27 protein-coding genes are annotated in these 24,076 nt (G+C 40.1%); 9 read left to right on the plus strand and 18 right to left on the minus strand.

Annotated elements, in window-relative coordinates:
- Nucleotides 1-73: 73 nt before the first annotated feature.
- The 6 genes from E0485_RS05850 to E0485_RS05875 all read right to left on the minus strand — a co-directional run bounded on the left by E0485_RS05850 (nucleotide 74) and on the right by E0485_RS05875 (nucleotide 5,826).
- Complete coding sequence (locus E0485_RS05850) at nucleotides 74-766, minus strand: Cthe_2314 family HEPN domain-containing protein (RefSeq protein ID WP_132417044.1); 693 nt, start codon at nucleotides 764-766, stop codon at nucleotides 74-76.
- A 297-nt stretch (nucleotides 767-1,063) separates the two neighbouring features.
- Nucleotides 1,064-1,906 (minus strand): DUF6414 family protein, encoded by an 843-nt coding sequence (locus tag E0485_RS05855; RefSeq protein WP_132417045.1) that lies wholly within the window; start codon nucleotides 1,904-1,906, stop codon nucleotides 1,064-1,066.
- Nucleotides 1,907-2,372: 466 nt separating this feature from the next.
- Nucleotides 2,373-3,482 (minus strand): hypothetical protein, encoded by a 1,110-nt coding sequence (locus E0485_RS05860; protein ID WP_132417046.1) that lies wholly within the window; start codon nucleotides 3,480-3,482, stop codon nucleotides 2,373-2,375.
- Between the two features lie 245 nt (nucleotides 3,483-3,727).
- Nucleotides 3,728-4,531 (minus strand): hypothetical protein, encoded by an 804-nt coding sequence (locus E0485_RS05865; RefSeq protein ID WP_132417047.1) that lies wholly within the window; start codon nucleotides 4,529-4,531, stop codon nucleotides 3,728-3,730.
- Between the two features lie 169 nt (nucleotides 4,532-4,700).
- On the minus strand, nucleotides 4,701-4,859 hold the full coding sequence (locus E0485_RS25780) for a tyrosine-type recombinase/integrase (RefSeq protein ID WP_328591264.1): 159 nt from the start codon (nucleotides 4,857-4,859) through the stop codon (nucleotides 4,701-4,703).
- Between the two features lie 202 nt (nucleotides 4,860-5,061).
- A complete protein-coding gene (locus tag E0485_RS05875) occupies nucleotides 5,062-5,826 on the minus strand; it encodes an exodeoxyribonuclease III (RefSeq protein ID WP_132417048.1) in 765 nt (254 codons plus the stop codon).
- Nucleotides 5,827-6,093: 267 nt separating this feature from the next.
- On the opposite strand from E0485_RS05875, the gene E0485_RS05880 reads away from it, so the two are divergent.
- Complete coding sequence (locus E0485_RS05880; RefSeq protein ID WP_132417049.1) at nucleotides 6,094-6,558, plus strand: DinB family protein; 465 nt, start codon at nucleotides 6,094-6,096, stop codon at nucleotides 6,556-6,558.
- 69 nt (nucleotides 6,559-6,627) lie between these two features.
- Here E0485_RS05880 and E0485_RS05885 read toward each other — a convergent pair whose 3' ends face one another.
- On the minus strand, nucleotides 6,628-7,320 hold the full coding sequence (locus tag E0485_RS05885; protein ID WP_132417050.1) for an SOS response-associated peptidase: 693 nt from the start codon (nucleotides 7,318-7,320) through the stop codon (nucleotides 6,628-6,630).
- 83 nt (nucleotides 7,321-7,403) lie between these two features.
- Entirely contained in the window at nucleotides 7,404-8,609 is a 1,206-nt protein-coding gene (gene lplT, locus E0485_RS05890) for a lysophospholipid transporter LplT (RefSeq protein WP_132417051.1), read from the minus strand.
- 164 nt (nucleotides 8,610-8,773) lie between these two features.
- Here lplT and E0485_RS05895 point away from each other — a divergent pair, with 164 nt between their 5' ends.
- Nucleotides 8,774-9,190 (plus strand): hypothetical protein, encoded by a 417-nt coding sequence (locus E0485_RS05895; RefSeq protein ID WP_132417052.1) that lies wholly within the window; start codon nucleotides 8,774-8,776, stop codon nucleotides 9,188-9,190.
- A 14-nt stretch (nucleotides 9,191-9,204) separates the two neighbouring features.
- On the opposite strand, the gene E0485_RS05900 is transcribed toward E0485_RS05895, so the two are convergent.
- Both E0485_RS05900 and E0485_RS05905 read right to left on the minus strand, forming a co-directional pair.
- Nucleotides 9,205-9,549, minus strand: coding sequence for a DUF1516 family protein (locus tag E0485_RS05900; protein ID WP_235857444.1), 345 nt, complete (start codon nucleotides 9,547-9,549; stop codon nucleotides 9,205-9,207).
- Between the two features lie 185 nt (nucleotides 9,550-9,734).
- Nucleotides 9,735-10,238, minus strand: coding sequence for a DinB family protein (locus tag E0485_RS05905; RefSeq protein WP_132417053.1), 504 nt, complete (start codon nucleotides 10,236-10,238; stop codon nucleotides 9,735-9,737).
- Nucleotides 10,239-10,414: 176 nt separating this feature from the next.
- On the opposite strand from E0485_RS05905, the gene E0485_RS05910 reads away from it, so the two are divergent.
- Together E0485_RS05910 and csaA are read left to right on the plus strand one after the other, a co-directional pair.
- Nucleotides 10,415-11,140, plus strand: coding sequence for a helix-turn-helix transcriptional regulator (locus tag E0485_RS05910; protein ID WP_132417054.1), 726 nt, complete (start codon nucleotides 10,415-10,417; stop codon nucleotides 11,138-11,140).
- 148 nt (nucleotides 11,141-11,288) lie between these two features.
- Entirely contained in the window at nucleotides 11,289-11,618 is a 330-nt protein-coding gene (csaA, locus tag E0485_RS05915) for a chaperone CsaA (protein ID WP_132417055.1), read from the plus strand.
- Nucleotides 11,619-11,627: 9 nt separating this feature from the next.
- Here the strand turns inward: csaA and E0485_RS05920 are convergent, their stop codons facing one another.
- Nucleotides 11,628-12,476, minus strand: coding sequence for an SDR family NAD(P)-dependent oxidoreductase (locus E0485_RS05920; protein ID WP_132417056.1), 849 nt, complete (start codon nucleotides 12,474-12,476; stop codon nucleotides 11,628-11,630).
- 230 nt (nucleotides 12,477-12,706) lie between these two features.
- On the opposite strand from E0485_RS05920, the gene E0485_RS05925 reads away from it, so the two are divergent.
- Both E0485_RS05925 and E0485_RS05930 read left to right on the plus strand, forming a co-directional pair.
- Nucleotides 12,707-13,288, plus strand: coding sequence for a TetR/AcrR family transcriptional regulator (locus E0485_RS05925; protein WP_132417057.1), 582 nt, complete (start codon nucleotides 12,707-12,709; stop codon nucleotides 13,286-13,288).
- A gap of 25 nt (nucleotides 13,289-13,313) precedes the next feature.
- On the plus strand, nucleotides 13,314-14,099 hold the full coding sequence (locus tag E0485_RS05930; RefSeq protein WP_165921088.1) for an alpha/beta hydrolase: 786 nt from the start codon (nucleotides 13,314-13,316) through the stop codon (nucleotides 14,097-14,099).
- Between the two features lie 45 nt (nucleotides 14,100-14,144).
- Here E0485_RS05930 and E0485_RS05935 read toward each other — a convergent pair whose 3' ends face one another.
- Nucleotides 14,145-14,630: a hypothetical protein gene (locus E0485_RS05935; RefSeq protein ID WP_132417059.1), complete on the minus strand. Its 486-nt coding sequence runs from the start codon at nucleotides 14,628-14,630 to the stop codon at nucleotides 14,145-14,147.
- A gap of 195 nt (nucleotides 14,631-14,825) precedes the next feature.
- Here E0485_RS05935 and E0485_RS05940 point away from each other — a divergent pair, with 195 nt between their 5' ends.
- On the plus strand, nucleotides 14,826-15,407 hold the full coding sequence (locus E0485_RS05940; protein WP_132417060.1) for a hypothetical protein: 582 nt from the start codon (nucleotides 14,826-14,828) through the stop codon (nucleotides 15,405-15,407).
- Between the two features lie 233 nt (nucleotides 15,408-15,640).
- Here the strand turns inward: E0485_RS05940 and E0485_RS05945 are convergent, their stop codons facing one another.
- From E0485_RS05945 to E0485_RS05955, 3 genes are all read right to left on the minus strand, one after another.
- Complete coding sequence (locus tag E0485_RS05945; RefSeq protein ID WP_132417061.1) at nucleotides 15,641-16,090, minus strand: GNAT family N-acetyltransferase; 450 nt, start codon at nucleotides 16,088-16,090, stop codon at nucleotides 15,641-15,643.
- 138 nt (nucleotides 16,091-16,228) lie between these two features.
- Nucleotides 16,229-17,023 (minus strand): Cof-type HAD-IIB family hydrolase, encoded by a 795-nt coding sequence (locus E0485_RS05950; protein ID WP_165921089.1) that lies wholly within the window; start codon nucleotides 17,021-17,023, stop codon nucleotides 16,229-16,231.
- 197 nt (nucleotides 17,024-17,220) lie between these two features.
- Nucleotides 17,221-17,559 carry a hypothetical protein gene (locus E0485_RS05955; RefSeq protein ID WP_132417063.1) on the minus strand — a complete coding sequence of 113 codons (339 nt, stop codon included), beginning with the start codon at nucleotides 17,557-17,559 and terminating at the stop codon, nucleotides 17,221-17,223.
- Between the two features lie 327 nt (nucleotides 17,560-17,886).
- Between E0485_RS05955 and E0485_RS05960 the strand changes: the two genes are divergently transcribed.
- Together E0485_RS05960 and E0485_RS05965 are read left to right on the plus strand one after the other, a co-directional pair.
- Entirely contained in the window at nucleotides 17,887-19,155 is a 1,269-nt protein-coding gene (locus tag E0485_RS05960) for a DNA polymerase IV (protein WP_132417064.1), read from the plus strand.
- Between the two features lie 170 nt (nucleotides 19,156-19,325).
- Entirely contained in the window at nucleotides 19,326-20,819 is a 1,494-nt protein-coding gene (locus E0485_RS05965; protein WP_132417065.1) for a peptide MFS transporter, read from the plus strand.
- Nucleotides 20,820-20,916: 97 nt separating this feature from the next.
- Here the strand turns inward: E0485_RS05965 and E0485_RS05970 are convergent, their stop codons facing one another.
- The 3 genes from E0485_RS05970 to abc-f form a co-directional block, all read right to left on the minus strand.
- Nucleotides 20,917-21,612 (minus strand): VOC family protein, encoded by a 696-nt coding sequence (locus tag E0485_RS05970; RefSeq protein WP_132417066.1) that lies wholly within the window; start codon nucleotides 21,610-21,612, stop codon nucleotides 20,917-20,919.
- Nucleotides 21,613-21,626: 14 nt separating this feature from the next.
- The gene (locus E0485_RS05975) at nucleotides 21,627-22,004 is read right to left on the minus strand and encodes a MerR family transcriptional regulator (protein ID WP_132417067.1); all 378 of its coding nucleotides are present in this window, start codon (nucleotides 22,002-22,004) and stop codon (nucleotides 21,627-21,629) included.
- A 138-nt stretch (nucleotides 22,005-22,142) separates the two neighbouring features.
- The gene (gene abc-f, locus E0485_RS05980; RefSeq protein ID WP_132417068.1) at nucleotides 22,143-23,873 is read right to left on the minus strand and encodes a ribosomal protection-like ABC-F family protein; all 1,731 of its coding nucleotides are present in this window, start codon (nucleotides 23,871-23,873) and stop codon (nucleotides 22,143-22,145) included.
- Nucleotides 23,874-24,076: the final 203 nt, after the last annotated feature.

Consider the following 24,076-nt stretch of genomic DNA (forward strand, 5'->3'; position numbering starts at 1 on the left):
CGAACCAAGGGTGTAAGCCTGCAGCGTAGATGCGATGTTATGAGATGTCATCAACTTTGTTAAAAAACTCAAATTACTTCCTTATAATTAAAATACTTTTTTTAAGCAGTTCAATAATTGAATTGATATTCTTAAAAGCATTCTTAGAACATAAGTATTCCTGCACCTTTTCCGTTTCAACCCCACTTTTATGCAGAGTTCTTACTAGTCCTGGAATATTTGGTAATTGATTATGTGTAATCTGGTGCCTATATTTATTAGCCTCTTTAAATTCTACATCATTAATGATCTTATTTAGTTTTAAAAACATCTCGGTATCTATCTTTTCTAGAGACCTTACAATTGCTTTGAAATCCACTCTTTTCATCTTTAAATCATATTGTATATTGAGAATATGACCAAGCGTTTCCCAACAAGAGAAGATATTAAAGTATAATACATCAGTGTAATAATCAAATTTTTCTTTGATACTATAATGATGTGCTTCAAAATTAATAAATAGATCTTTATGCTTTCTCTGCTCTGTTTCATCAGGAATTCCCAACTCATAATAAAAATTCAATAATATATAACTTTCATTAAGTGATCTAACCCTTTGTATTAGTTGTAATCCATTTGAATTCAATATTGGAGTGTCAAAAATATCAGTTGTTTCTACATTCTTATCTATAAAGTCCAATGAAGAGAAATTAAAGCCTTTGAATGGACTTCTATTAAATATATCAGTCCATTCTTCTTGATTTGGATATCGTACATATCTCATCATTAGTACCAACTTTCACAATGACTTATCATAACGTTTTCGTGTTCACGACGTCCATTCACCCTAAGCTACTCGTGTCGTGCGACCAGCACGATCACGGCCGATCGCAATGCAGCTGGGTGAATGGATGTGTCGCCTGAATTGACTTCTCTGCTTCTCATCCGGCGACGGTGGAGGGACATAGTCCTGACGAATCGAGAACACATTGTTATACTAAGCTTTTTATTCAAAAACTCTTTTAAAATGTTGTTAGTATAAAAAGTATAGTAAAGGTTGACTATAGCCGCCCCTTACTATTTACTATGAGTTTTGATAGATAGCTATTGGACTTATTTCTACAACTGGTCCTTCCATATAAAACGATTTTTCATTAACTTCAGATAAATTACTAAAAGAGATTCCTTGTTCTTCCGCTTTAGTGAACTGGGAAAACATTTTCATCATCTCTTGTTCTTTCATCTTTAATTTACCAGGCAAAAATTTTATTAAATCAACTTTCCCACCAACAGGTGTAATTCTTCTGACACGTCCAAAAACAGTTAATTCGCCTTCAATCTCGTATCTTTCAGTTAATAAATTTTCAGTATCCAAATTAATTGATGTAATAAACGATGTTTGTATCTCATTATATGGTTTTATTATCATTGTTGCTGTCTTAGGTTGGAGTATATTTGCAATCATGGTCATTTGTTCTGTCCCTGCCTGTCCAGCAAACATTCCCTTAAATTGTTCGATAAAATCAACAAGTGAAGAAAATGCAGTTTCTACGGGTGATTGTGAAAAAGTCCCGTCAACTTCAACAAACTCTCCGACTTGTAATTGTTTCCAGATTGCATCATCAAAACCAATAAGTCGTTGAACTTTTTGTTCTGAATTGAGAACAGTATGCAAATCCGTAAATAAAGCAGCAGTTGGAAGCTTCACAATACCTTCTTTCTCTACACTTCGTGAATTTTCACCCTTGTATCTTGAAACAATCTTACCTAAAGGCGTTGAAAGTCCCCCTTCAATTCCAGTATCTATCTTACTTCCATTCGATTGTTTTAATGAATATTCTGTCACTAAATCATTGACAAGTATACTTAATAAATCAATAGTTTTTTTTCGATCACAATACATTAAATCAGGTAGAAATAACTCCATAGTATAACCCCCTTTTCACATATTTTATTTGTTGATTATACCATAATTATGTCGAGAGGTGTTTTTTGGAAGTTTCGTATAACGTTCTTGTATTCACGAAACGACCCAGCCTTAGATAGCTCCTATCTTAGGCTGGGTCGTTTGTTGTCTGAGCATCTCCCATGATTATACAACTGACAACCAAGGGGTGATAGCCCAACTGCGTGAATACGATGTTGCGTCTTCTTCGAGTAAATCTTAAAGATTACTCTAATTTCGTTATGAGATTTCATTAATTCTGGAAATCCAAGTTTATCTTTAAGTAATTGATGTAGTTCTCTTGTATTTTTTTAGGCATATTTTAGCGTCAGTTTACTTCTACGAGTAGGCTTATTTAAGTCTGCATTCGTTAGTACTGTGAATCCTTCGATGGAATAAATTTTGACTTTGATTAACTGGTTTAGGTGATGTACCTGACATAAGCGTACTACTTGAAACCTAGTTTATCCTTTACCCATCTATACAAATTGGGAATATCAACTTGAAAGCCATTACCTTCATATTTTTGCAGCTTTACAGTTCCCCCAAATATATTCTCGCCTTCATCTTCATTTGTTCTGATTTCAATTAGAGATTGCAGTAAGATTGAAGAATCAATTACTTTTTGTTGTTGTTCAATTAATTTTTGTTGATTCCCTATGGTTAATTGATTAGTTTGGATAATAGCTCTTGATAACATTAATTGGCTATTTAAATGATGAACGTTTGCCATTAACTGTTGAACATTCGGATCCGTTTGAATAGGGTTATACTGTACATTATTAATCACAATAGGAAGTTGTAGATATATATTTAGAGCATCACGAATACGTTCTAAGGCTGTTTCTCTAGAAGATGGTACAACTGAAAATAGCACCTTTCCTGATTCTTCCTTTAGGTTTACTTCAGCGTCGATACCTATCTCCTTCAAAAATTGAACAAAGTAAATTAAATATTGCTCGCAAGCAACCTTAACCTCCTCGGGGAAATCAAATATACTAACAACAGTTGAATCTACAGAATTTGTCAGAAGTAACACAGAGGCTTTGTTATAGATATCTTCAATAATATCTATGTTATTCAAATAAATCTCATAAATAGAATTTTCTTCATGGAAATTATTGCACCTAAGTGAACAACCATTACTTATTACTTCATCTGACTTTATCCAATAAATCCCATATTCCTTATACTCAGCCGTAACATGTTCCATCACTTTCGCAAATTCCTCAATACTGTATGATTTTTTCCATTTTTCAAAATCCCATTTAAATTCGTACTCAAAATAAATAATTTGTTTTTTCCTATAATCTCTTCTAATTACTATACCTTCGATAAGATCCCAAAACTCCAGAGGATAATAAAAAGATAGTTTTCTTATTTCTGTAGATAAAGATCCTACCTTATTCTGCATTATATCTAATGAAAGATCACCATCGATAATTGAAACCCAAAAATCATTATTACCATAAATTTCAATATCATCACTCTGTATTAAATTCCCTTTAATCCATAATTGTTTTGTTTCATTACCAAGAACTGTTCTTACTTCTATCATTATAAAATCCTCCCAATTCTCTCTTATTTGTCAACTATTACATCTTCGTTTGCTTGCATCAGGTATTTCACCTAACGTTGTTGGATTCACGAACCCCCACTACCTTAAACGAACGAATGTGAGTGGTCGCGACGCGATTAGGTGTGCAGGGTTGTCCTCTAAATCTACTTCTTAGCCAAGATCTACTTGGAGACGAAGGCCGTAAGGCCTGATGCGTGAATGATTTGTTAGCTAAAGTTCACACTTCATTGAATCATCTTTAATATCTCACTTGCTTCCATAATCGGTAATGGTATAATTTTTTGGGGTTTGTAGGTTTCCTTAGTTTGCCCATCGTGTTCTACTAGTCCAAATGAACAATTTCCAGTATTTGCTATTTTTATATTATCTAAATAAATTGCGGAATTGTACACCTTATTGATATCACCAAGATTTAATGCAATATTTTGGATTCTTTTAAGACACTCAAATGATTGTAATATATGTATATTAATATCAAACTCAACTGGCATATCTATCAATTTAACTTTCTTTGGCCACTTGTAAGTATTAAGTAACTTATCTCTATTCACCATTATTTCTACCGATATGTTATCATTATCATCTATTTTACCAGTGAGTGAAGATAAAGGCATATCAAGATGTAAAGTATAATTTCTTAACTCATATATAAATCTATACGAAAAGTAAGCGTCAAACTCCACAGCAGTTCCTTCTTTAAACTTCTGATAAGATACTGATTCTTCGCCGTATGACCTCTTCAAATGTGTATCCCAATGATCTAAAAAAGCTCTAAAAGCTGCAAGATAGTTTAAAATGTATGTATGAATGTTTTTGGATAAATCATGATAAGTGATTTCTTTGCTCATAAATTTTTTTATCAAATTCTCATAAGCTACAAATGAATCATTTGCAATTTTTATACGACTAATATTTTTAATGAATATGCTAACAATTTTAGTATGTTTCTCTAGTGTCATAACATCTTCTGGTTTCAAGTCTTTAATAATATTAATATTTTTCCCTTCAATGGATGCTAATTGGTGCATTTTATTTCCCCTTTCCTTTTGAGAATTTTGCTAACTACATATTCACAAACTTCACATAATCAATCCATCTGTTCAATTCTCTGTATTTCAGATATATGTCTAGCATAGATGATTATACGACCTTTTTCTACTAAATTTTCACATTAATCAGTATCTATATCCTTCTACCTTAAATTCTATCATTCTCCTCCATCTGAACTCGGTCTAACGGACTCTGGATACGTGTTATATCTTTAATATTGACATGAGTGTAGATTTCGGTTGTCTTGGAACTTTGGTGACCTAAGAGTTCTTGAATATAGCGAATGTCCGTTCCCGCTTCAAGCATGTGAGTTGCAATACATGTCTAAGTGAATGGACGCTAACTTTTTTATGTATACCTTCTTTATGGCATGCTTTATCAAAAATTTTCTGCACGGATCGCTCAATTATATGTTAATCGGATTCTGATCCGTTAAAAAAAGACAATCATCCCCCGATGATTGCCCCAATACTTTTCTCTACACCTTACTTACTATTCTATTAATCTCTTATTTCTCGTCCAAACCTATCTCTAACACGACAGGGCAATGATCGCTTCCCATCACATGGGCATCGATTTGCGCATCAACTATTGCAGATTTCAGCTTAACGGAAACTAGGAAATAGTCGATCCGCCACCCTACGTTCCGTTCCCTGATTTTGGGCATGTAAGACCACCAGGAGTAAGCACCTTCGCGGTCGGGGTAGAGGTGACGGAAGCTGTCGAGGAAGCCTGCTGCTTGCAGCTCGGTCATTTTGGCGCGTTCCTCTGCAGTGAAACCGGAGTTTCCGACATTCGACTTGGCATTCTTAATGTCAATCTCCTGATGGGCCACATTCAAGTCACCACAAGCAATAACAGGCTTATGTGCATCTAGCTCTACTAGATAGGCACGGAATCGATCCTCCCACTCCAGTCGATAAGGCAGCCGCGATAGATCGCGCTTTGCATTCGGCGTATATACATTCACAAGATAGAAGTTCTCGAACTCAAGTGTAATGATGCGACCCTCTTCTTCGTGGTTCTCTTCTATACCATAGCGTACAGACAAAGGTTTGATTTTAGAAAAAACAGCTGTCCCCGAATATCCCTTCTTGACCGCACAATTCCAATACTGCTCATACTCTTCGCCTATCTCCATCGTAATCTGGCCTTCTTGCAGCTTCGTTTCCTGAACACAGAATAGATCTGCATTCGATTCTTTGAAATAATCATTGAATCCTTTATTTACACAGGCTCGCAGCCCATTCACATTCCAAGATATTAGCTTCATTCTGGTTTCTCCTTGCCAACAAATTTAATAGATTTAGTTTAACATAATTCAACCAAGAAGAAACAGTTCCACCTTGTTCATCAGACAGATAGGGTGCAAGCGCTCAACGCCATCCTATTTTTAAAAGGCTATTTTCTAAAATATGGTCGCCAAGTATACATAGCTATCCTAACTCATATTAGGAACATATGTTCTTTACAGGTTCAATCTCTTTAAAGTATAATTATCTCAAAAATCTAAATTTTAAATATAGTGAGGGAGAGTCATATGAGCTTGAAAGCAATTATTAATTATCAGGATACAACTAAAGAGATAGCAACGTTAAAAGAAATTGAAGAGTATAAAATGCTTGACCCTATTAAAGAAGGAAAATGGTCAATTAGGGAAATAATTGGACACCTACACTATTGGGATAAATTTATTTTAGAACAACATATCCCTTTCATGGCGCAAGGAGCAAATCTAATTGCATTCCCTGATCATGATTCCCACAATAATGAAGGGATTCAGTATATCAGTAGCTTCAAAAATGTAGCTGCCTTAATTGATGAGTTTGTATATACACGTAATCAATTATTTGAGGCTATCCATAGTATCAAAAGCGATATACGATTCACTATTGGTTCGGGTAAACGGCAATTTACTATTGAAAGTTACATAGGTATATTTTCAAAGCATGATATTCATCATTTAGAGCAAATCAGGAATTCGCAGATAGCAACATTTTTTTAGAAAGTCGCCTTTTTTAATAAAGGACAACCGTCATTTTGACGATTGTCCCACGTTCATGAAATTAATGGGTCAAAACAACGTTCCCATGCCAAACTCCTCGATCAGCGACGGATCGTCGTTACGCACATTGCCTACCTTTGTAGAGACCGGATAGGCAATCATTTCATCCGCAGGATAAGGTCGAAGCAGCCCTAACAAGGCATTCACATCAGGCTGCGCGCTTCGGCTTAGCCAGAGCGGTTCATCTTCCTGCCGAATAATGACGGGCATGCGATCATGAATTTCCGCCATCAGCTTGTTGGGCGTCGTTGTGATAATCGTGCAGGTACTCAGCTTGCTGCCGTCTGCCGGATTGATCCAAGTGTCATATAGACCTGCCATAGCGAACAATTCGCCATTCTTCAAGGTCATCCGCATAGGCTGCTTGCCGCTGCCGACTTTTTTCCATTCATAGAATCCATCTGCAGGTATTAAGCAGCGCTTGCGCTGCAGCGGAATACGGTAGGCGGGCTTTTCGAGTAGCGTCTCGCTTCTGGCATTAATCATTTGATAAGCGCTGCGTTCATCCTTTGCCCATGACGGCACGAGTCCCCAGCGAAGTTCACCGAGACGATTATGCTGCCCATCATTGATGATCGCAGGGACAGCTTGTCCTGGCGCCACATTATATCGCGGCCCATGATAAGGTGCCTTGCCTCCATCAATATAGAACCTCAGCATAAGCTCCTCGAACGTCACCGTAATGGTGTATCTTCCACACATTTTAGAAACACCCCGCTCTACTCGTTTCCCATTATTTTACCTTTTGTCTGCAGATGTTCGCGAATTGCCTACCTTTGTTCCTGCTAACTCGACCGTTTCACCCTGCCAACCTGAAAGCTGAGGAATAGGATAAAGCATAACAGAATAAGTCCGATCGACACGACCGACATTTGGATCGACAGCTCAGATACAAGCGCTTTAAAAATCAACAATCCCGACACCGTCAAGCTATTCTCCACAAAATTCTGAATTGCGATCGTTTTGCCGGATCCAATAACATCCTTCCCGATCTCTTGCAGCATCGTGTTAAGCGGAATTAAGAATATCCCCCCTGCCACGCCGATCAAGAATAGCAGTGTCACCGAAATCCACAAACTTGTCATGAAGGCACACACGACTACAAGCCCAACCATCATATAACCATATATGTAGGAACGATAAAGCTTCCCCACAGGAATCACTCTGGACGTGATAAAAGAACTAACGACCACCCCAACGGCTGTTGCCCCGATCATCATCGACTGTGTTGTCGTATCCGTAATTCCTAGATTTACGGGAATCCATGCGATCAGCGCAATTCGCAGCACCGATGCTGTTAGCCAGAACGCGCCTGTACCGATCAGCGAGAATCTGGCCTTGCGATTCGATACCAAACGCTTGAAATCGCTGAAGAACTGAAGCGATGACTGTCCATACCGAATATCTGCATTGCCCGCCTTGCGTGGAATCAGCAGTGTGAACAGTAGCGAAATGATATAAGCTACTAAACAAGCAACAACGCCAACCGTATTCGAAATATCCGCCAGAATGCCCCCTGCCACGGTTCCTAGCAGAATCGCCAGAATCGTCGTACCTTCTACCATGGCGTTCGCGCGCAGCAGACCTTGTTCCGAATTCGTCAGCTCGGTCAGAATCCCGTATTTCGCAGGCGAGTAGACGACCGCCCCAATACCTAGCACCGCGTAGCAAATAATCGGATGTACGCCGAGTAGCAGCAGTGTAATCCCGATACTTTTGAGCAAATTTCCCATCAGGAGTACCTTGGACTTCGCATTCCGGTCCGCGTATGCACCGACGAGCGGCGCAAGCACGACGTAGGCCAGCAGGAAGCCCATTTGAATATTCAGTACATAGCCTTCGGGATTAACAACTCCCTGACTTGTAATAATACCAATAATGATAAAAAAGTTCACGTTATCTGCAAATGAACTAATAAATTGCGTGAACACAAGAGATGATAATGCCTTCGACTTCTCTTGACCTTGTCCAATCGCTTTCGTTTGTGCCAACTAGCTCCCCTCCTCTTTCTTCTGCAATATATTGTAAGGTAATTTTTACACAAAAGTCTACTGTAATTTCCATAAAACACCCTTGAAATACGAATTTATGTTCGGTATTATGAGTATAATAAGAACAAGTGTTCGATTATATGTCCAAAAGGAAGTGCTTTCCCTTGAAAATTCCACCCATGCAGACAGTAGATGAGCCGAGTCTGGTAAAGTCGTATGTACTTCTGCCCCTTTTAATGGATGTGCTGGAACGGGATATGGCTACATTAGCGATCGTCAATCTTAAGCTGCCTCTTGTTTACATTACATGTCTCCAGAGTGCGCAAGATGCCATTATGGCGGAATTGGCGACGCTTAAAGGACAGTTGCGGAACAAGGGAATCAAGGTGTATCAGCAGGAGCGAACGAAGCAAGCTCTTGATGTTCGTTATTTATGCAGGGGATATCATCATCAGTTTACGATGCTGTGGACGGTAGTTAAGCCGGAGATCGAGCGGATGCTAAGTGAATTCATGCAGGTCGATTTAACGCAAGCAAAGAGGCTTCCCAGCTCATATCCATCAGCCAAGAAAGCCCCTTAACGTTCATGTTCGTATTAGAAGTGAATTACGCCAAAGCCAAGCAGAACAACGACAACGAGAACAACAGCAACTCCGATAACCGGACCCGTTATGCTTTTGCCTTTTTTCGCGCGGCCAAGCGTCATTTCCATAAGACCCATCATCACGATCGCCAGCACACCCTTAACAATCAAGCTGGTTGGATAATCAAGCGCTACGAGCCCACTCACACCAGTGGCAATCGCGATCAAATAGAATAACCGAAGAACCATCGGCGTAATCTTCTGTTTCTTGTAAACCAAGCTCAGAACGAAGAAAATAACGAGAACAAGCCAAATTGAAGAATGCACTCGCATCAAAACTGTCGAAAAATCAGACACAATAGGAACCTCCCTCTCTACCCTTGAGAAACATCTTCGTCTTTACGGCAGACGAATATAATATTTCTTAGATAATAAACTTATTCAATCATTATATATGAAAAGCCATCATTTTCCCAATACAATTGTGAATGTTCTCTGACTACGCCGCAGCATGCACTTTAGTCTCTTCTGTTGTGATTAGGTTACATTTTCGGGGCTTCCATACCAAAATTAGCCCATTCTTCTTTTGACGGGCCATAAATCCCTGGAACGGTTAATCCTGCTTGTCGCATAAGAACCGTCAGTTGTCCTCGATGGTGGCTTTGATGCAGAATCAAAAACAATAAAAGAGATCCATTAGGCATTTTTTGACCTAAAAAGTCTATACGTTCTTCTAAAGTATTGTCGTTCCATTGCGTTTTTATTGCCTGTACAAATGCATCATTGGCTTGCTGATAGGAGTCTGCTATAAACTGTGCCGAAGTAGGAACGGGCCAATCTTCGGCTGGGGCCTCAAACGTTAAATTTGTATTTGAGGCAATTATATGAATGGCAGCTACGGTATGCCAAGCAATACGTCCTAAAGTCCAATTCTCCGAAGTGATCTCCTGTTTAAGTGACTCATCCGTTAGATTATTTAATAATCTCTGTGTTGCCCCCGCCTCATACTCCCAAGATTTTAAAAAATTGTCTAATGTGTGGAACATAACAATCCTCCTAAGCATTTTTACATAATAATTTCGCCAAGTTTTTGGATTATCCTTCCAATTATCAGGAATAATCTTGGCTGCTTGTCCTATGCATTGATGAGCAAGACTATCTAAATTTTATGTACACTACTATAATTCCTTATAAAGTCGGGCTTTTTTAGGGGGGACAAAAAATGGAGACATTTAACGACATAGTGGCAGAATTGCGTACATATACGGCGACACATGTGTCACATTCCCATAAACATGCCCATCTAATTATGCCGCTGCAAGGAGAGCTTGTGATCGCAAACGGAACGAATCAGCATCGGGTGAACGAGCAAACATTACTTTTTGTACCGCCCAACCTAGAGCATAATTTTTACTCGACGGTACGCAATGAGTTTTTGGTTCTAGATATTCCTAGTGGGTTAGTTTCAGCATGTGAAATGCCGGGTAAAGGTAATAGCTGCGAGGCTATCACTGCAAATAATCAATGGAAAGGTATACGATATCTAATTCTACAAGAGATGGAGCAGCCGTATTCTCACGCGGCACTAAGAGATTTATTTCCATATATTAGTCGCTGTCTGCAACAGAAGAGGAGTTTGCCAAGGTCAATTCGTTATATTCATGAACATTATGATGAGCCAATTACGGTTCAGAAACTAGCTGAATACGAACATTACAATCCCACTTATTACTCAGAATGGTTTATGAAAGAAACAGGGAAATCTCCTTCCTCCTATATTCAGGAAGTGCGATTGAATGAGGCCAAAAAGCTGCTGCGTAACAGCAATATGCCTATACTATATATTGCGATTCAAGTGGGACTGGGACATCAGTCTTCATTGACAAGATTATTTGTGAAGCATGAACAACAAACGCCAAGTCAATACCGTCAGCAGTACAAGAACTAGCCGCTAACACCTGTCATATGGTTAAAATAATCTGACGTTTAGATAAATTCTAGGAAATAAAAACATATAAACTTAAATATAAACTGGTTGCTAGGTCTAATAGATGGAAACTGTTGCTACACAAGAAGTAAAAATGGAGGAAACAAAGATGGCAAATATTGAAGATTTTTTAGAACTAGACTTACGTATCGGAACGATTATAGAAGCAAAACCATTCCCGGAAGCGAGGAAGCCAGCGATTAAACTTATGATTGATTTTGGCGAACTTGGGATCAAGCATTCTTCTGCTCAGATAACACGCAGATATGATCCAGAACAACTGGTTGGCGTCCAAGTGGTAGGTATCGTTAATTTCCCGCCAAGACGTATAGCGGGATTTAAATCTGAAGTATTGGTGCTCGGTGGGACACCCGAGGAAGGCGATGTTGTCCTGTTAAAGCCTGATGTCCCTATTGCAAATGGCACACCGATTGCCTAGTAATTGATTTCATTTCTCCATAACCACTTCCAATAATTGAACAGTATTTTTGTAAAGTTGCTGAGCATTTTCTCTGTTGAAAGTTTTCTTCGTCAGACTTACTTCTTTTCGTTGGATATAAGCCGTTAAATTAGGCTCTGGCGGCTTGTCCAACAACTCAATAATAGGAATGATAGCTTGATCGACAGGTTTACCGATTATTTTGAAAATGAGCTTCGTGAACAGCTTATTCACTGGGTTTTCAATCGTTTCCAGCATACCCGTGGTCTGTACAGCCCATGGATTGAAGAGAACGTATTTGATCTTTCTGACCGTATCCATGTCGACAAAAGCAACGCCGAGCAAATCGTTCAACCGGCTGCCGTGATACCGGGCTTTAGAGCCGTTATAATTGTTCTTGTTTTGGATATCATTTAGATCAACCGTCCCGTTCATGCCTGGCGCGCAAACGTTAACGATAATGGGAATATCCGATTTTTCCAAGAGCTCTTTAAAGCCGAAACTAAGAACAAATCTACTCATATAAGACAGTCCGAAATTAAATTCAAGTCCCTCCTGCGTTTCCGTATATTCTTTTTTAATCTTGTGACTGGTCGCAGAGAAAACAACCATATCTAGCGAATGAAGCCTGCTTTTTACTTCTTCAATAATGCGCTTGTTCTCTTTAACCGAACTCAAATCTGCTTGAAGAAAAATTGCTCTTTCTTCTGCTCCTAATTGTTTAGCCTCACTTAAAAATAGATTGCCTTTAGCAGCTGAACTGCCTATAACGATGACGCGATCACCTTTTTTTAAGTAGTGAGTAGCAATCCCTTTTCCGATTCCATCTGTTCCACCTGTCACCAGTATTGTTTTCATTTTTCATATCCCCTCCTTCTTGATCCATAATGCGATATTCATCTTTTATGAACTCCTGAAAAATGATATATTAAATTAACACATGTTGCTTTAATAAAAATACAACTATTCTCTAAGTAGAACAACCAACAATGAGGTGGGGAATGTTGCTATAGCAACAGTATTGAACAATTGTTAAGTTAGGAGAGATTTAAACTTCGCTCAAACATGACATTAAAGGAGTGAATGAAGTGGGGACCAAAGTAAGGAATCTACGGATGACTCAAACTAAGCAGTCTTTGATTAAAGCTTTTGTTAATTTAGTGAATGAAAAGGATTTCGAAAAAATCACAATTGCTGATTTAACAGAAGGGGCTAAAGTGAATCGAGCTACCTTCTATGCGCACTTTAATGATAAGTACGAATTATTGGATTATATCGTGGGGGACTCTGCCTCGACTGCTATCGTGAATCGAACGAAAGGGGAAATAAAATTCGATCAAGAGGGCATTGCTCAACTTGTCTTGGCTTTATGTGATTTCTATCAGCACCCCCGCATTAATTGCCGCAGGAGCTATGTAGCTTTAGTCGTACCGCAATTGAAAGACAAAGCGATAAAAGAGTTGAATGCTTATTTGTTAAAGGGGTTAGAATCCCTCTGTTCACAGGATGAACTAGCACTTTATACACCTGTCTTTGCGCAAATGATCCACGAAAGTGCTTTTCAATGGGCTACGGGGAATACAGCTTTGGATAAAGATGAAATCGCCAAAAAGATCGCATTGTTAGTAGTTAATGGGTTTCGTTCTTCTGTAAGTTCGTTAATCAAATAAAAATCTCTTTTGGATGGTGAATCTATTGTTTAATTTTTCTATTGAAGAGCGAATATATAAAGTCACAGAAGAGTACGGTGCATTAAAGATGTATATTTTCACCAATGAAACATCTATCACACAACCTCCTAGACCTGCAATTTTGTTTTTTCATGGTGCCGGGTTCTCTAACAACAAGCAGAATCCCTCTCAGTTTCAGTATCACGCCAATCATTTTTCATCGCTAGGCTACATGACCATATGTGTGGAGTATCGACCTAGTACAATTGAAGGTTTGTTTTCACCAATTAAATGTTTATACCATGCCAAATCAGCTGTTAGATGGGTCCGTGATAATGCCTGTACATTAGGCATTGATCCTAACAAAATCGTAGTAGCAGGCGCCTCTGCAGGTGGTTATTTAAGTCTTTGTTGTGCAATGGTAGATCAATTTAATGATGGGTCTGATGACTTAACAATAAGTTGTGTTCCTAACGCAATGGTTGTCTTTAACGGCGGCGTCGACTCGCAATTACTTATCTCTTTATTCCCCGATATAGCTCATGATCTTTCTCAAGCTTCTCCCATGCAACTTGTAAAGAATAACTTACCCCCAAGTATCTTTTTCCATGGTACTCTTGATAAGAATATCTCTCATGACTCAGTCAGAGACTTCGTGGACCAGATGATACTATACGGCAATAAGAGCAGCTTGATTTCATTTGATGGTTTGGGTCACGGTTTTTTTAATTTTGGTGTTCACGACAATATACCATTCAAGAGTACCATTAAAGAAACCGCAAATTTTCTAAAGGAAAATATGATAATCTAGGAAACAACTTCAAATAAGAATATCGGGAATGGGCAGCTTGGTCCCCTAACACAAAACTATAATTCTATAGGGTGTGGTTTGGGCAGGGATACTTTTTGTGGTAGGTCCATAAATAACAATTAGATCTCGGTTTGCAGGGGTTCTTGAAAAGTTTTGTCCATTTGTTAATACTATTTGAGTATAAGGAGAAATATTTAAGCGTAATTGTCCATCACTACTCTCCAACTCAGTATTAAAATAATCTACTTTTACATTCTGATATGGGCTATTTTTTACCATGACAATTGCTTGATATTGTGGAGGGTAAATTAGAAGAGCAGGTGCATTTCCATCATAATATCCAGTCACTTGATCTCCAACTGACACCATTACATGATCTACAAAATAAGTTTTGGGTGACACCACGAAATTTACTATTGCTCCCAATCCGTTGTCTACAGATATTAATTTATTACATCCTTCGTCATTTTGACCTGTAAAAAAATCATTAATCATCGTGATAGTCCCGTGAAAAGAATAAAAATTTATCATATAATATCTCCTTTTGCTTTATAAAGATATTGCACTATTCGTAAGTCAAATAACCTGTGTTTACAATATGTAGGTTAATAACTATATGATTGTGCAGATGCCCATAAAGAAGCTGGCTGAATTGGCGTCCACACGATCTGGGATAAACATCATATGCTGAAACCAAATAGTTATTTAGCTAGGAGGTTCTGACAGATGAAAAAGGATCAAAGATCTGTAACGAATCGTTTTATAACAATTGCCATATTACGTCGAGCAGCTGCGCGAATGATCCCCTTGTATACTCGAATTGCGCATAATCGAAAATATGCGGAAGCCTGGACATCTGCCTTACGAAAAGGCGACATATCCCAACGATTGTTGGATAAAATTGGAATGAGCCTTAACGATAAGGACATTTTTTCCTTTGGTAGTACCTATAATTCCTATTCCGTTGATTTCGAAGCACCTTATCCGATTGTTGCACTCTCCAATGGCATTTCAATGAGCAGTAATGCTCCGAAAACATCCTTCAAAACCAGCCATCATCAGGTAATTGCGGGCGCCATTCTCCCTTTATACCATGAAATTTCTTCTAATCAGGCTTTCGCTAGAAGAGTAGTTAAAGCGAATAAGACTGGAAATAATAAGCTATTGTCGCGATTAATTAGAAGCAAAGTGAACTTGGAAGCATTTCGCGCCGTTCAGATTACGAAGACGAGCTTCCAAATCGTTTTTCAATTTGGGGCAAGTCCAGTTGTCTATTATAACGAGTTTTATCGCGGGGTCGATTTTTAAGGATACCCCCCTTGAAATATAGGTGCTTTCTCGAATGGGAAGCTACAATCAAAATGATTGACTGAATGGTTAGTGGAGGAGAATAGACTAAAGGGCGCATAGGTGTTGAATGCTAAGGATTTAACGTTTTAATGACGATGCTAAAAATATCAGATTATATGGTTGATGCCATTTTGTGCAAAACGGGCAGGATATTAAAATAAAAACCCTCAATATTAGAGGGTTGAAACTGCCTAGTTTTTGGAAAAATGAACCCAATCTCTCCCTTGGAGAGCACTCATTTTTTTAAAGAAAATTTGAGCTCGAGTATTATCAGTAGACGTTATCCAAGTCATGTTAGCATATCCATGTTTTTGTGAGTATTTATGACATTCTAAAAAAAGTTGTGATTCCACTTCTGTATCTCTAAATTGCTCAATAACAAAAAGGTCGTTCATAATGGTGATTTTATCCGCTTTCATAGTACTATAAGTAAAGAATAATGTAGCAAAACCGACCAACTTTCCATTTTGTTCTGCTACAAACTGTATACCATTCTGCTTCTCAAACAGGGTTTGAATTAAATCATGAATTTTTTCGACAGGTGGCCAAGGGTTTTGATAAAAACCAACTATGTAATCATACATTAACTCGGTCAAACTGTTTACATCTTCAGGTTCAGCATTTCTTATGACAACTGACATTATTAATCCTCCCATTTTTTAATAGTACGTAATTATATTCAATATTATATTCAGTATTGTATTCGTATACAATGGTTCTTGTTCTAAAGCTGTGTGTATTCAACGGGAAACGTTAGTTGAATCATTATCAGCAAGTGATTACACCACTAATCTCTCAAGAGCGACAGCAACACCATCGTTATCATTTGAATCGGTTACGTGGGCTGCACAATTTTTTAGTTCAATTATCGAGTTCTCCATTGCGATCGGAAATCCGCACATTTGGAATAGTCCTAAATCGTTAAAGTCATCCCCGAATACCATTACATGTTCTGACTTCACCCCGATATCATTAAGTACCCATTGCACGGCTTCTTCCTTTGATGCTGATTTTTGCATGATTTGAACCAATACCCCTCCATCGGTTGCGATTACGTTCACATGGTCGCCGAATTGCTCTATTATATCCCTCCATGTGCTGTAACCTTGAACCAATATTTTGGTTGGGGAGAGTGAACTAATAAAATCGTTATCCATAACCTGGGGTTTCGGATCATTCAGACGGAGACCGAATTGAGCACGCTGCGAGTCGGGAATTGGTGTACACGCATACCATGAATCATTAACCTCATATGAAATTAACGATTGAGGAGCATGTAACTCGATGAATTTGTTAATCTGTTGGCTAATCTCATTTGGGATACTAATGTGCCGCTGAGTTTGCTTTGACTTGCATGTTATTAGAGCACCATTGTAATAAACCAAGTAGTCTACAAAAGGAAAATTCTTTACAAATTGATTAGCCGCTCTAGGCGGTCGCGCCGTGGCAACAATAATATGAATTCCAGAATCATAACATCTTTTAACAGTCTCATAATTTCTAGGTGATATGGATTTGTCACTGCCGAGCAATGTTCCGTCCAAGTCTAATACAATCGCCTTTATGTCCGACATCTGCATCTCTCCTCACAATTAATTCTTCCAATAATAACCTAATTCCAGGAGAGATGCTAGACTCACTATTGAATTAATCTGCCCTTTAGTTGAGTGAAAATTTTCTACATTTCATCTTTACTCAATATTACAGAAATGCTAAAAAAACCGGCGGTAGGGTTCTCGTCGGCGTTTTCTTAAGAATGGTTTTAATCTATTTAACTACCTAAATTTAGTTCTGAACTGTACAGTTTGTTTTCTTTAAGAAAGGTCACTAATTTTTCGCCTTTAATATGAACTGCTACAAAATGATTTTCCTTTGTAAAAACCAGCAGGGTTGGGTTATAGGTTTGTATTCTCCCGACAAAAATGATTACTTCCGTAACTGTTCCCGTTATCCATGTATTTTGAACCTTGTAAGGAGGTGTAAGCGAGATTTTAATCGCTATACCATCGGTTGGCTCAAGTCTAAATGAACCCGCAATTCCGTTCGCTGATGATAACCAACCCTTAACCTGGTTTTGCAATGAGTTTGAATTGGGGATTGTAAGTACCACTTCACCTTTTCCTATATCGAATACTTCTGCCCCCTCTGTTGCCTCAACTGTTTGAGGAGAAAAAGACTAATTGTCCCTACTACAAGCAATAAACGAAAAAATTTTAGCAAGACTTACCTCCACCTTGTTCTGAAGGTAATATTCCCCGACCAATTGAAAATACACACATGAACATACAATGATAGCCATTGGAAATAATGAATTGTGCTAACGGATAAAATAATTCCATAAAATGCTCTTGCATAACAATCAGCTTTTTATTATATAATATATACGAATATATGTTCGCATTTATTAAATTGGCAGGAATACCTGGAGGCGGTTTTAATGGATAGAAAAGCTGAAAGAACGATTTTTTTAGCAGACTGCCAGAGCTTTTATGCAAGTGTGGAAAAGGCCGAGCATCCTGAATGGAAAGACAAACCTGTTGCAGTGGCAGGCGATCCTGAACGCAGATCTGGCATCATTCTGGCTGCTTGTCCTATTGCCAAAAGCTTTGGTATAACTACAGCCGAACGCCTTGGAGAAGCCATCCGAAAATGTCCAGACCTCGTCATTGTTCGTCCGCGCATGCAGCACTATATCGATGTTTCGCTTATGATCACCAAGATTTATGAAGAATTCACCGATCTTGTTGAAATATTTAGCATTGATGAGCAGTTTTTAGACGTTACGGGTAGCCTCGCTCTTTTCGGAGATCCAGTTACAATCGCAACAACGATTCAGCAAAAAGTGCTGGATCAAACGGGAATACGGATAAGGGTCGGCATAAGCTCAAATAAAATCCTTGCCAAAATTGCAACTGATATATGGGCCAAAAAAAATGACAGTGGCATTTTTACTTTGCCTAAATCTGAAGTAGAGACGTTATTGTGGTCACAGCCCATACACAAAATGTTCGGAGTAGGGAATCGGATGACCAAACATTTTGCTCAACTCGGAATCTTTACCATTGGTGATCTAGGGAAAATACCACTGCCAGCCCTAAAAGATAAATTTCGTGCTCGCTTTGGCAAACAATCTGATATTCATGCAGAGGTCATGTGGCGAACTGCAAACGGTTTAGATAATAGTAAGGTTACACCTGAGACCTTTAGTGCAGCGCCCAAATCCGTTGGACACATGATGACTTTACCTAGAGATTACATGGATAAAACGGAAGTTGACACAATTTTGCTCGAGCTTACGGAGGAAGTTTGTCGAGACTGCCGGCGCAAAGGATATATGGGCTCTGTAGTTACAGTTAGTTGCATGTGTAGTCCATATGAAGCGCCTACTGGTTTCTCTCGTCAAATGAAGATGCCAGATCCTACTAATAATACGAATAAAGTATTTGAATCGGTAAAAACGATCTTTTACAAATTTTGGGACGGAATGCCCGTTCGTAGAGCTGGTGTGTCGCTAAGCATGCTGGCCAGCGATCAGAATTATCAACTTACACTTTTTGACGATCAGGAAAAGTCTAGAGCCTTAGAGAAAGTGACGGATCGAATTAAGGATCGATTCGGCAGTTCAGCCATTATGCGGGCCTCTTCGTTTACTACGGCGGGCCAGGCAGGAGAAAGAGCAGTGAAAATCGGCGGGCATTACAAATAAAATATCGAAATGCATGTGACTGGGGCTGTTCCATAAGTAACTTTATGGGCAGCTCTTTTTTGCATTTTAACCTAATAATAGATGGCCTAAATGGGTAAAATGATGCAGTAATGACAGTACCACTGGAGCCTGTAGACAGCGCTTCTCCATAGATCGAAGGAGGAAACTTAATGCCAGATATAGATAAGCAAAAAATAGTCTCAAGCGTCCCTCAGAAAGGCTTTTTTGGACATCCAAGGGGATTATTCACACTCTTCTTCACGGAGTTCTGGGAGCGCTTCTCGTATTACGGCATGCGGGCCATTCTTGTTTTCTATATGTACTACGAACTAACCGAAGGTGGATTAGGAATTGATAAGAATGTCTCTCTTGCCATTATGTCGATCTACGGATCACTCGTCTATATGTCTGGTATTATTGGCGGATGGCTAGCTGATCGGGTAATGGGCAACTCAAAAGCAGTTTTCTATGGCGGTATCTTCATCATGCTCGGCCACATTATTCTGGCAATACCTGGTGACCTGACGCTGTTTTTTATTTCCTTATCCTTCATCGTGCTCGGCACTGGAATGCTTAAACCAAATGTATCCAATATTGTAGGTGATATCTACAGTGAAGCAGATAATCGCCGTGATGCAGGATTTAGTATCTTCTATATGGGGATTAACCTCGGCGGATTCGTAGCTCCATTAGTTATCGGAACCATTGGTATGAACTATAACTTTCATTTAGGGTTTGGTCTTGCCGCTGTTGGTATGTTTTTCGGCATTCTCGTCTTTATGTTTACCCGCAAAAAAAATCTGGGGCTTGCAGGAACTTTTGTTCCGAATCCTCTCTCTGCCCAGGAAAAGAAGGTAGTATATACTTTATTTAGTCTAGGCGCTGTTGTTATTGCTGTCGTACTTGCCATTACCATATCCATAGGTTTATTTACATTCAATACCTTCACCGCCCTTATAGGAATCCTCGGAATTGTGATTCCGACTTGCTATTTCTTCGTCATGTATCGAAGCAAGAAAACAACCGCTACAGAACGTTCCAGATTGATCGCCTATATTCCTCTATTCATAACTTCTGTTATGTTTTGGGCGATTCAAGAACAAGGCTCTACCATCCTTGCCAATTATGCAGATCAACGTACGCAGCTAGACTTTGCAGGCATTCATATCTCACCTGCTTGGTTTCAATCCTTAAATCCGCTATTTATTATTGTTTTCGCACCGGTATTCGCCTTAATGTGGGTGAAACTCGGCAATCGCCAGCCCTCCATCCCTACCAAGTTCTCGTTGGGCTTATTGTTAGCCGGTTTATCTTTTCTGGTGATCCTTCTGCCAGCTATTTTAGGCGGTAGTCAGTCACTGGTTAATCCATTATGGCTCGTTCTCAGTTATTTCATTGTCGTGCTTGGAGAATTATGTTTATCGCCAGTAGGGCTCTCCGCAACGACCAAATTAGCCCCTGCTGCTTTCTCCGCGCAAACGATGAGCTTATGGTTCTTATCCAACGCGGCTGCCCAAGCCATTAATGCACAAATCGTTAAATTCTACACACCAGAAACTGAAATGATTTACTTCGGCGTCATTGGAGCGGTCGCTTTCCTGATTAGCTTGGTCCTCTTCGCACTTGCCCCTAAAATCGAGCATTATATGAAGGGTGTAAGGTGACAAACAAGAAGAAACGGTTGGGCCGTTAAATTGAAAAAGGACAATCCGTTGATAGGATCGTCCTTTTTCTTCGTATTAATGTCATTTTTGCATGCGCTTAGTGAATCTGGATACCGTCATTCGTGCAATGCAGTCGGTAAGCAGCATCTTCTTTTTCAATCACGATCGTATGGAATCCTACCTGTGCTGGATTAGCTGTCTCATGAAGGGACAACCATCCGCGTTCCAGCTTGAACACTCGTTCATGGCCCGATGCAAGTTCTGGAGCATCCAGATTGTAAGCAGCAATATAGGCTGATACATCTCGCTCCATATCTTTCGTATTAAACTCTACTCCAGTCAAATGATACGGGGAAGGCCAGGTGCGCGACCGCTCATATTCTATTAGCCAAGGCATATGAAAGCCTAGGAACGCTGTCTTAAATTCAATATAGGAGCCCTCCTTGAGCGGCGCTTGCTGTATAGTAGGCCCTATATAAGCAACGTCGCGACTGCTTGCTTCGTCTACGAATGCTTGCATTCCCCCTGTTACTTCCCAAGCTACTCCGAATATTCCTTCCCGTTGCTCGGCGTACGAAGCAAATGCAGCCCCCAGTGGTGAAGTACGAGCTACATTCGCATCCACTAGTGAAATGAGTTCAATAAACCCAGTTCCCAAGTAGGCTACCTGTCCTATCGTTCCGGGAAACGGGATGACGGGGTCTGAAAATACAATTCCCGTTGCTTTCTGAATATTATTTACCGTATCTTGCAAATTCCGAACTGCAACTGTTATATGATCAAGATAAAGCATTTGTGCGCCCCTTTCTATTGCTTTCCGTTTACTTGCCGCTTTTTCCAATGCTCCACCATCTTCTCCAGCTCAAATTCAGCTTCCCTCAGAAGCTCAAGCTGCTGTCTAACATTTTCCAGACGTTGTTCATAAAATGCTACGGCACATTCCGCCTGCCCATCATTGCTATGCTCTGGAAAGCCCTCGCATTGTTGGAACAGATGTGCCAATTCATCCGTGCTCACGCCCAACTTAAGATAGAGCTGGATCATGCGAACGCGTTCTATGTCCAACTCACTATAGTTCCGGTATCCATTTTCTGTCCGGGATGGAGACAAGAGCTGCTTCTCTTCATAATAGCGCAGCGAGCGGAGGCTTACACCGGTTGTTTTCGACAATTCACTAATATGCATGTTGGTACCAACTCCTTAAGGCCGTGTGTCTATCTTAAAGGATAACATCATGTGAAAGTCAATGGGAATTAGGGCAATCCCTTCTACATAACAAAATCGGCGGACATTACAAATAAGAAAGTCCGCCGATGAATTACCTTATGATCCCACGTTCAGTTCCGCACCAATCTCAGCAAGCCGCTTGCGTGCATCCTGAATTCGGGCCAAATTTGCAGCTTGCTCTTCTGCAGAATCGGAACTTACATTCATCCACTGGATGACCTGCAACTCAAGGAGTCGCGCTTCATCGACAAGCGCTGATTTACTCCCCTTGTTAGCATACTTATCACGTTCCAGCTCTTCCCACTCCGATAGCGTCCCTTGAAACAGCTTGCCTTTCGATGATCCATCTAGTATCAGCAGCCGATTCGCTAACTTGCGAACAAGGTAACGGTCATGCGATACGACGACGAGAGCACCTGAGTAAGCCATTAGCGCTTGCTCCACTCGCTCCCTTGTATCGATGTCAAAATAATTTGTCGGTTCATCCAGCACCAGCAAGTTCGCTCCGCTAAAATAGAGTTTCAAGAACGCGACACGGCATTTCTCCCCCATGCTGAGATCTTTAATTCGCTTGAACACATCATCGCGTGAGAACAAGAAGCAACCAAGAATCGTTCGAGCATATGTCTGCGTCATCGAAGGCAAGGACAGCAAGCTATCCAGCAAAGTTTCATTTTCTTGTAGTCCTTCAAGCTCCTGTGAAAAGTACCCGATCTTCGTCTGCGGATGAATTTTCACTTCTCCCGAAGTCGGTGTAAGCTCCCCCAGCATAAGGCGCAGCAAAGTCGACTTGCCCGCACCATTGGGGCCAATGACCGCCAATCGATCCCCACGCTCGATCGTTGTGGTAAGCTCATCGAACAGCAATCGATCGTAGGCAAAAGATATAGACGTGAGTCGCAGCAACGTTCGCGCGGCAAATTCACTTTCCTGCAATTGCATCTTCAGCTGTGGTGTATCTCGCGGCTTATCAACGCTTTCTGCTTCTAGCCGTTCAAGCTCCCGCTCCTTCGCATGGAAGCGAGAAATATTTTTCAACGCTTTAGCTTTGTAGAAGCTTTTCGTAATGCCAACCTCTACATGGGTAGCCGATTTCTCAGCCTGCATGAACCACTGCTGATAATTCCGAATACATTCTTCGAGCTCTTTACGAGCCTGTTCCTGTTTTCGATACAGCGCCTCTTGTGTGCGTCTCTCCAGCTCTTTTTGCTCCATGTAATCGGTATAGCCACCCTTGTACTTGCGGCTACCATTCGCCGTAATCTCGCATATCCCATCTGCCACCGCATCGATGAACGCGCGGTCATGCGACACGAACAGAACCGTTCCCGGATAAGAACGAACCCATTCTTCGAGCCATATGAGTGATTCCGCATCCAAATGATTCGTCGGTTCGTCCAACAGCAGCAGCTTTGGCTCATTGACCATCAGCCTTGCAAGCTGCGCTCGCGTCTTTTGACCACCGCTTAACTGCCTATATGGCAAATACCAGGTTTCGGGATCGAGCTTGAGCTGACGCAGTCTTTTCTCCACTTTCCACTGCTCGCCATTATCTGACATCACATAATCAATCGTCAGCAGATCAGGCTCTACATCGATATGCTGATCCAGCCAGCCCCACTCACTGATTGGCAATTTCCGTTCAATCACCCCTCCATCGGCTGTCGCTCGATTCGTTAAGATATACAGCAAAGTCGACTTGCCGACACCATTGCGTCCAAACAAAGCAATACGCTCCCCCTGCATGAGCTCCAAGTCTACCTTTTCCCAAATAACGCGTCCGTCCCATTCTTTGCAGAGTCCATTTATTTTCAAGATCATAGTCATAGTCTGTTCCATCCTTTCGTATACGCAAAAAAACCGTAGACAGATGTCTACGGCATAATAGGTATTTGGACGAACGGAATAGAACAGGGGTAACAACACGGACCAAGAATTTAAAAAACAAACCTCTTGCGTGTCACAATATACCCTTGAACCTTGAGCAGATATACAACCAATTAGCCCAAATCAACATACGAATCCCGTTC

It is taken from the genome of Paenibacillus albiflavus (assembly GCF_004344915.1).
Lineage (GTDB): Bacteria > Bacillota > Bacilli > Paenibacillales > NBRC-103111 > Paenibacillus_AM > Paenibacillus_AM albiflavus.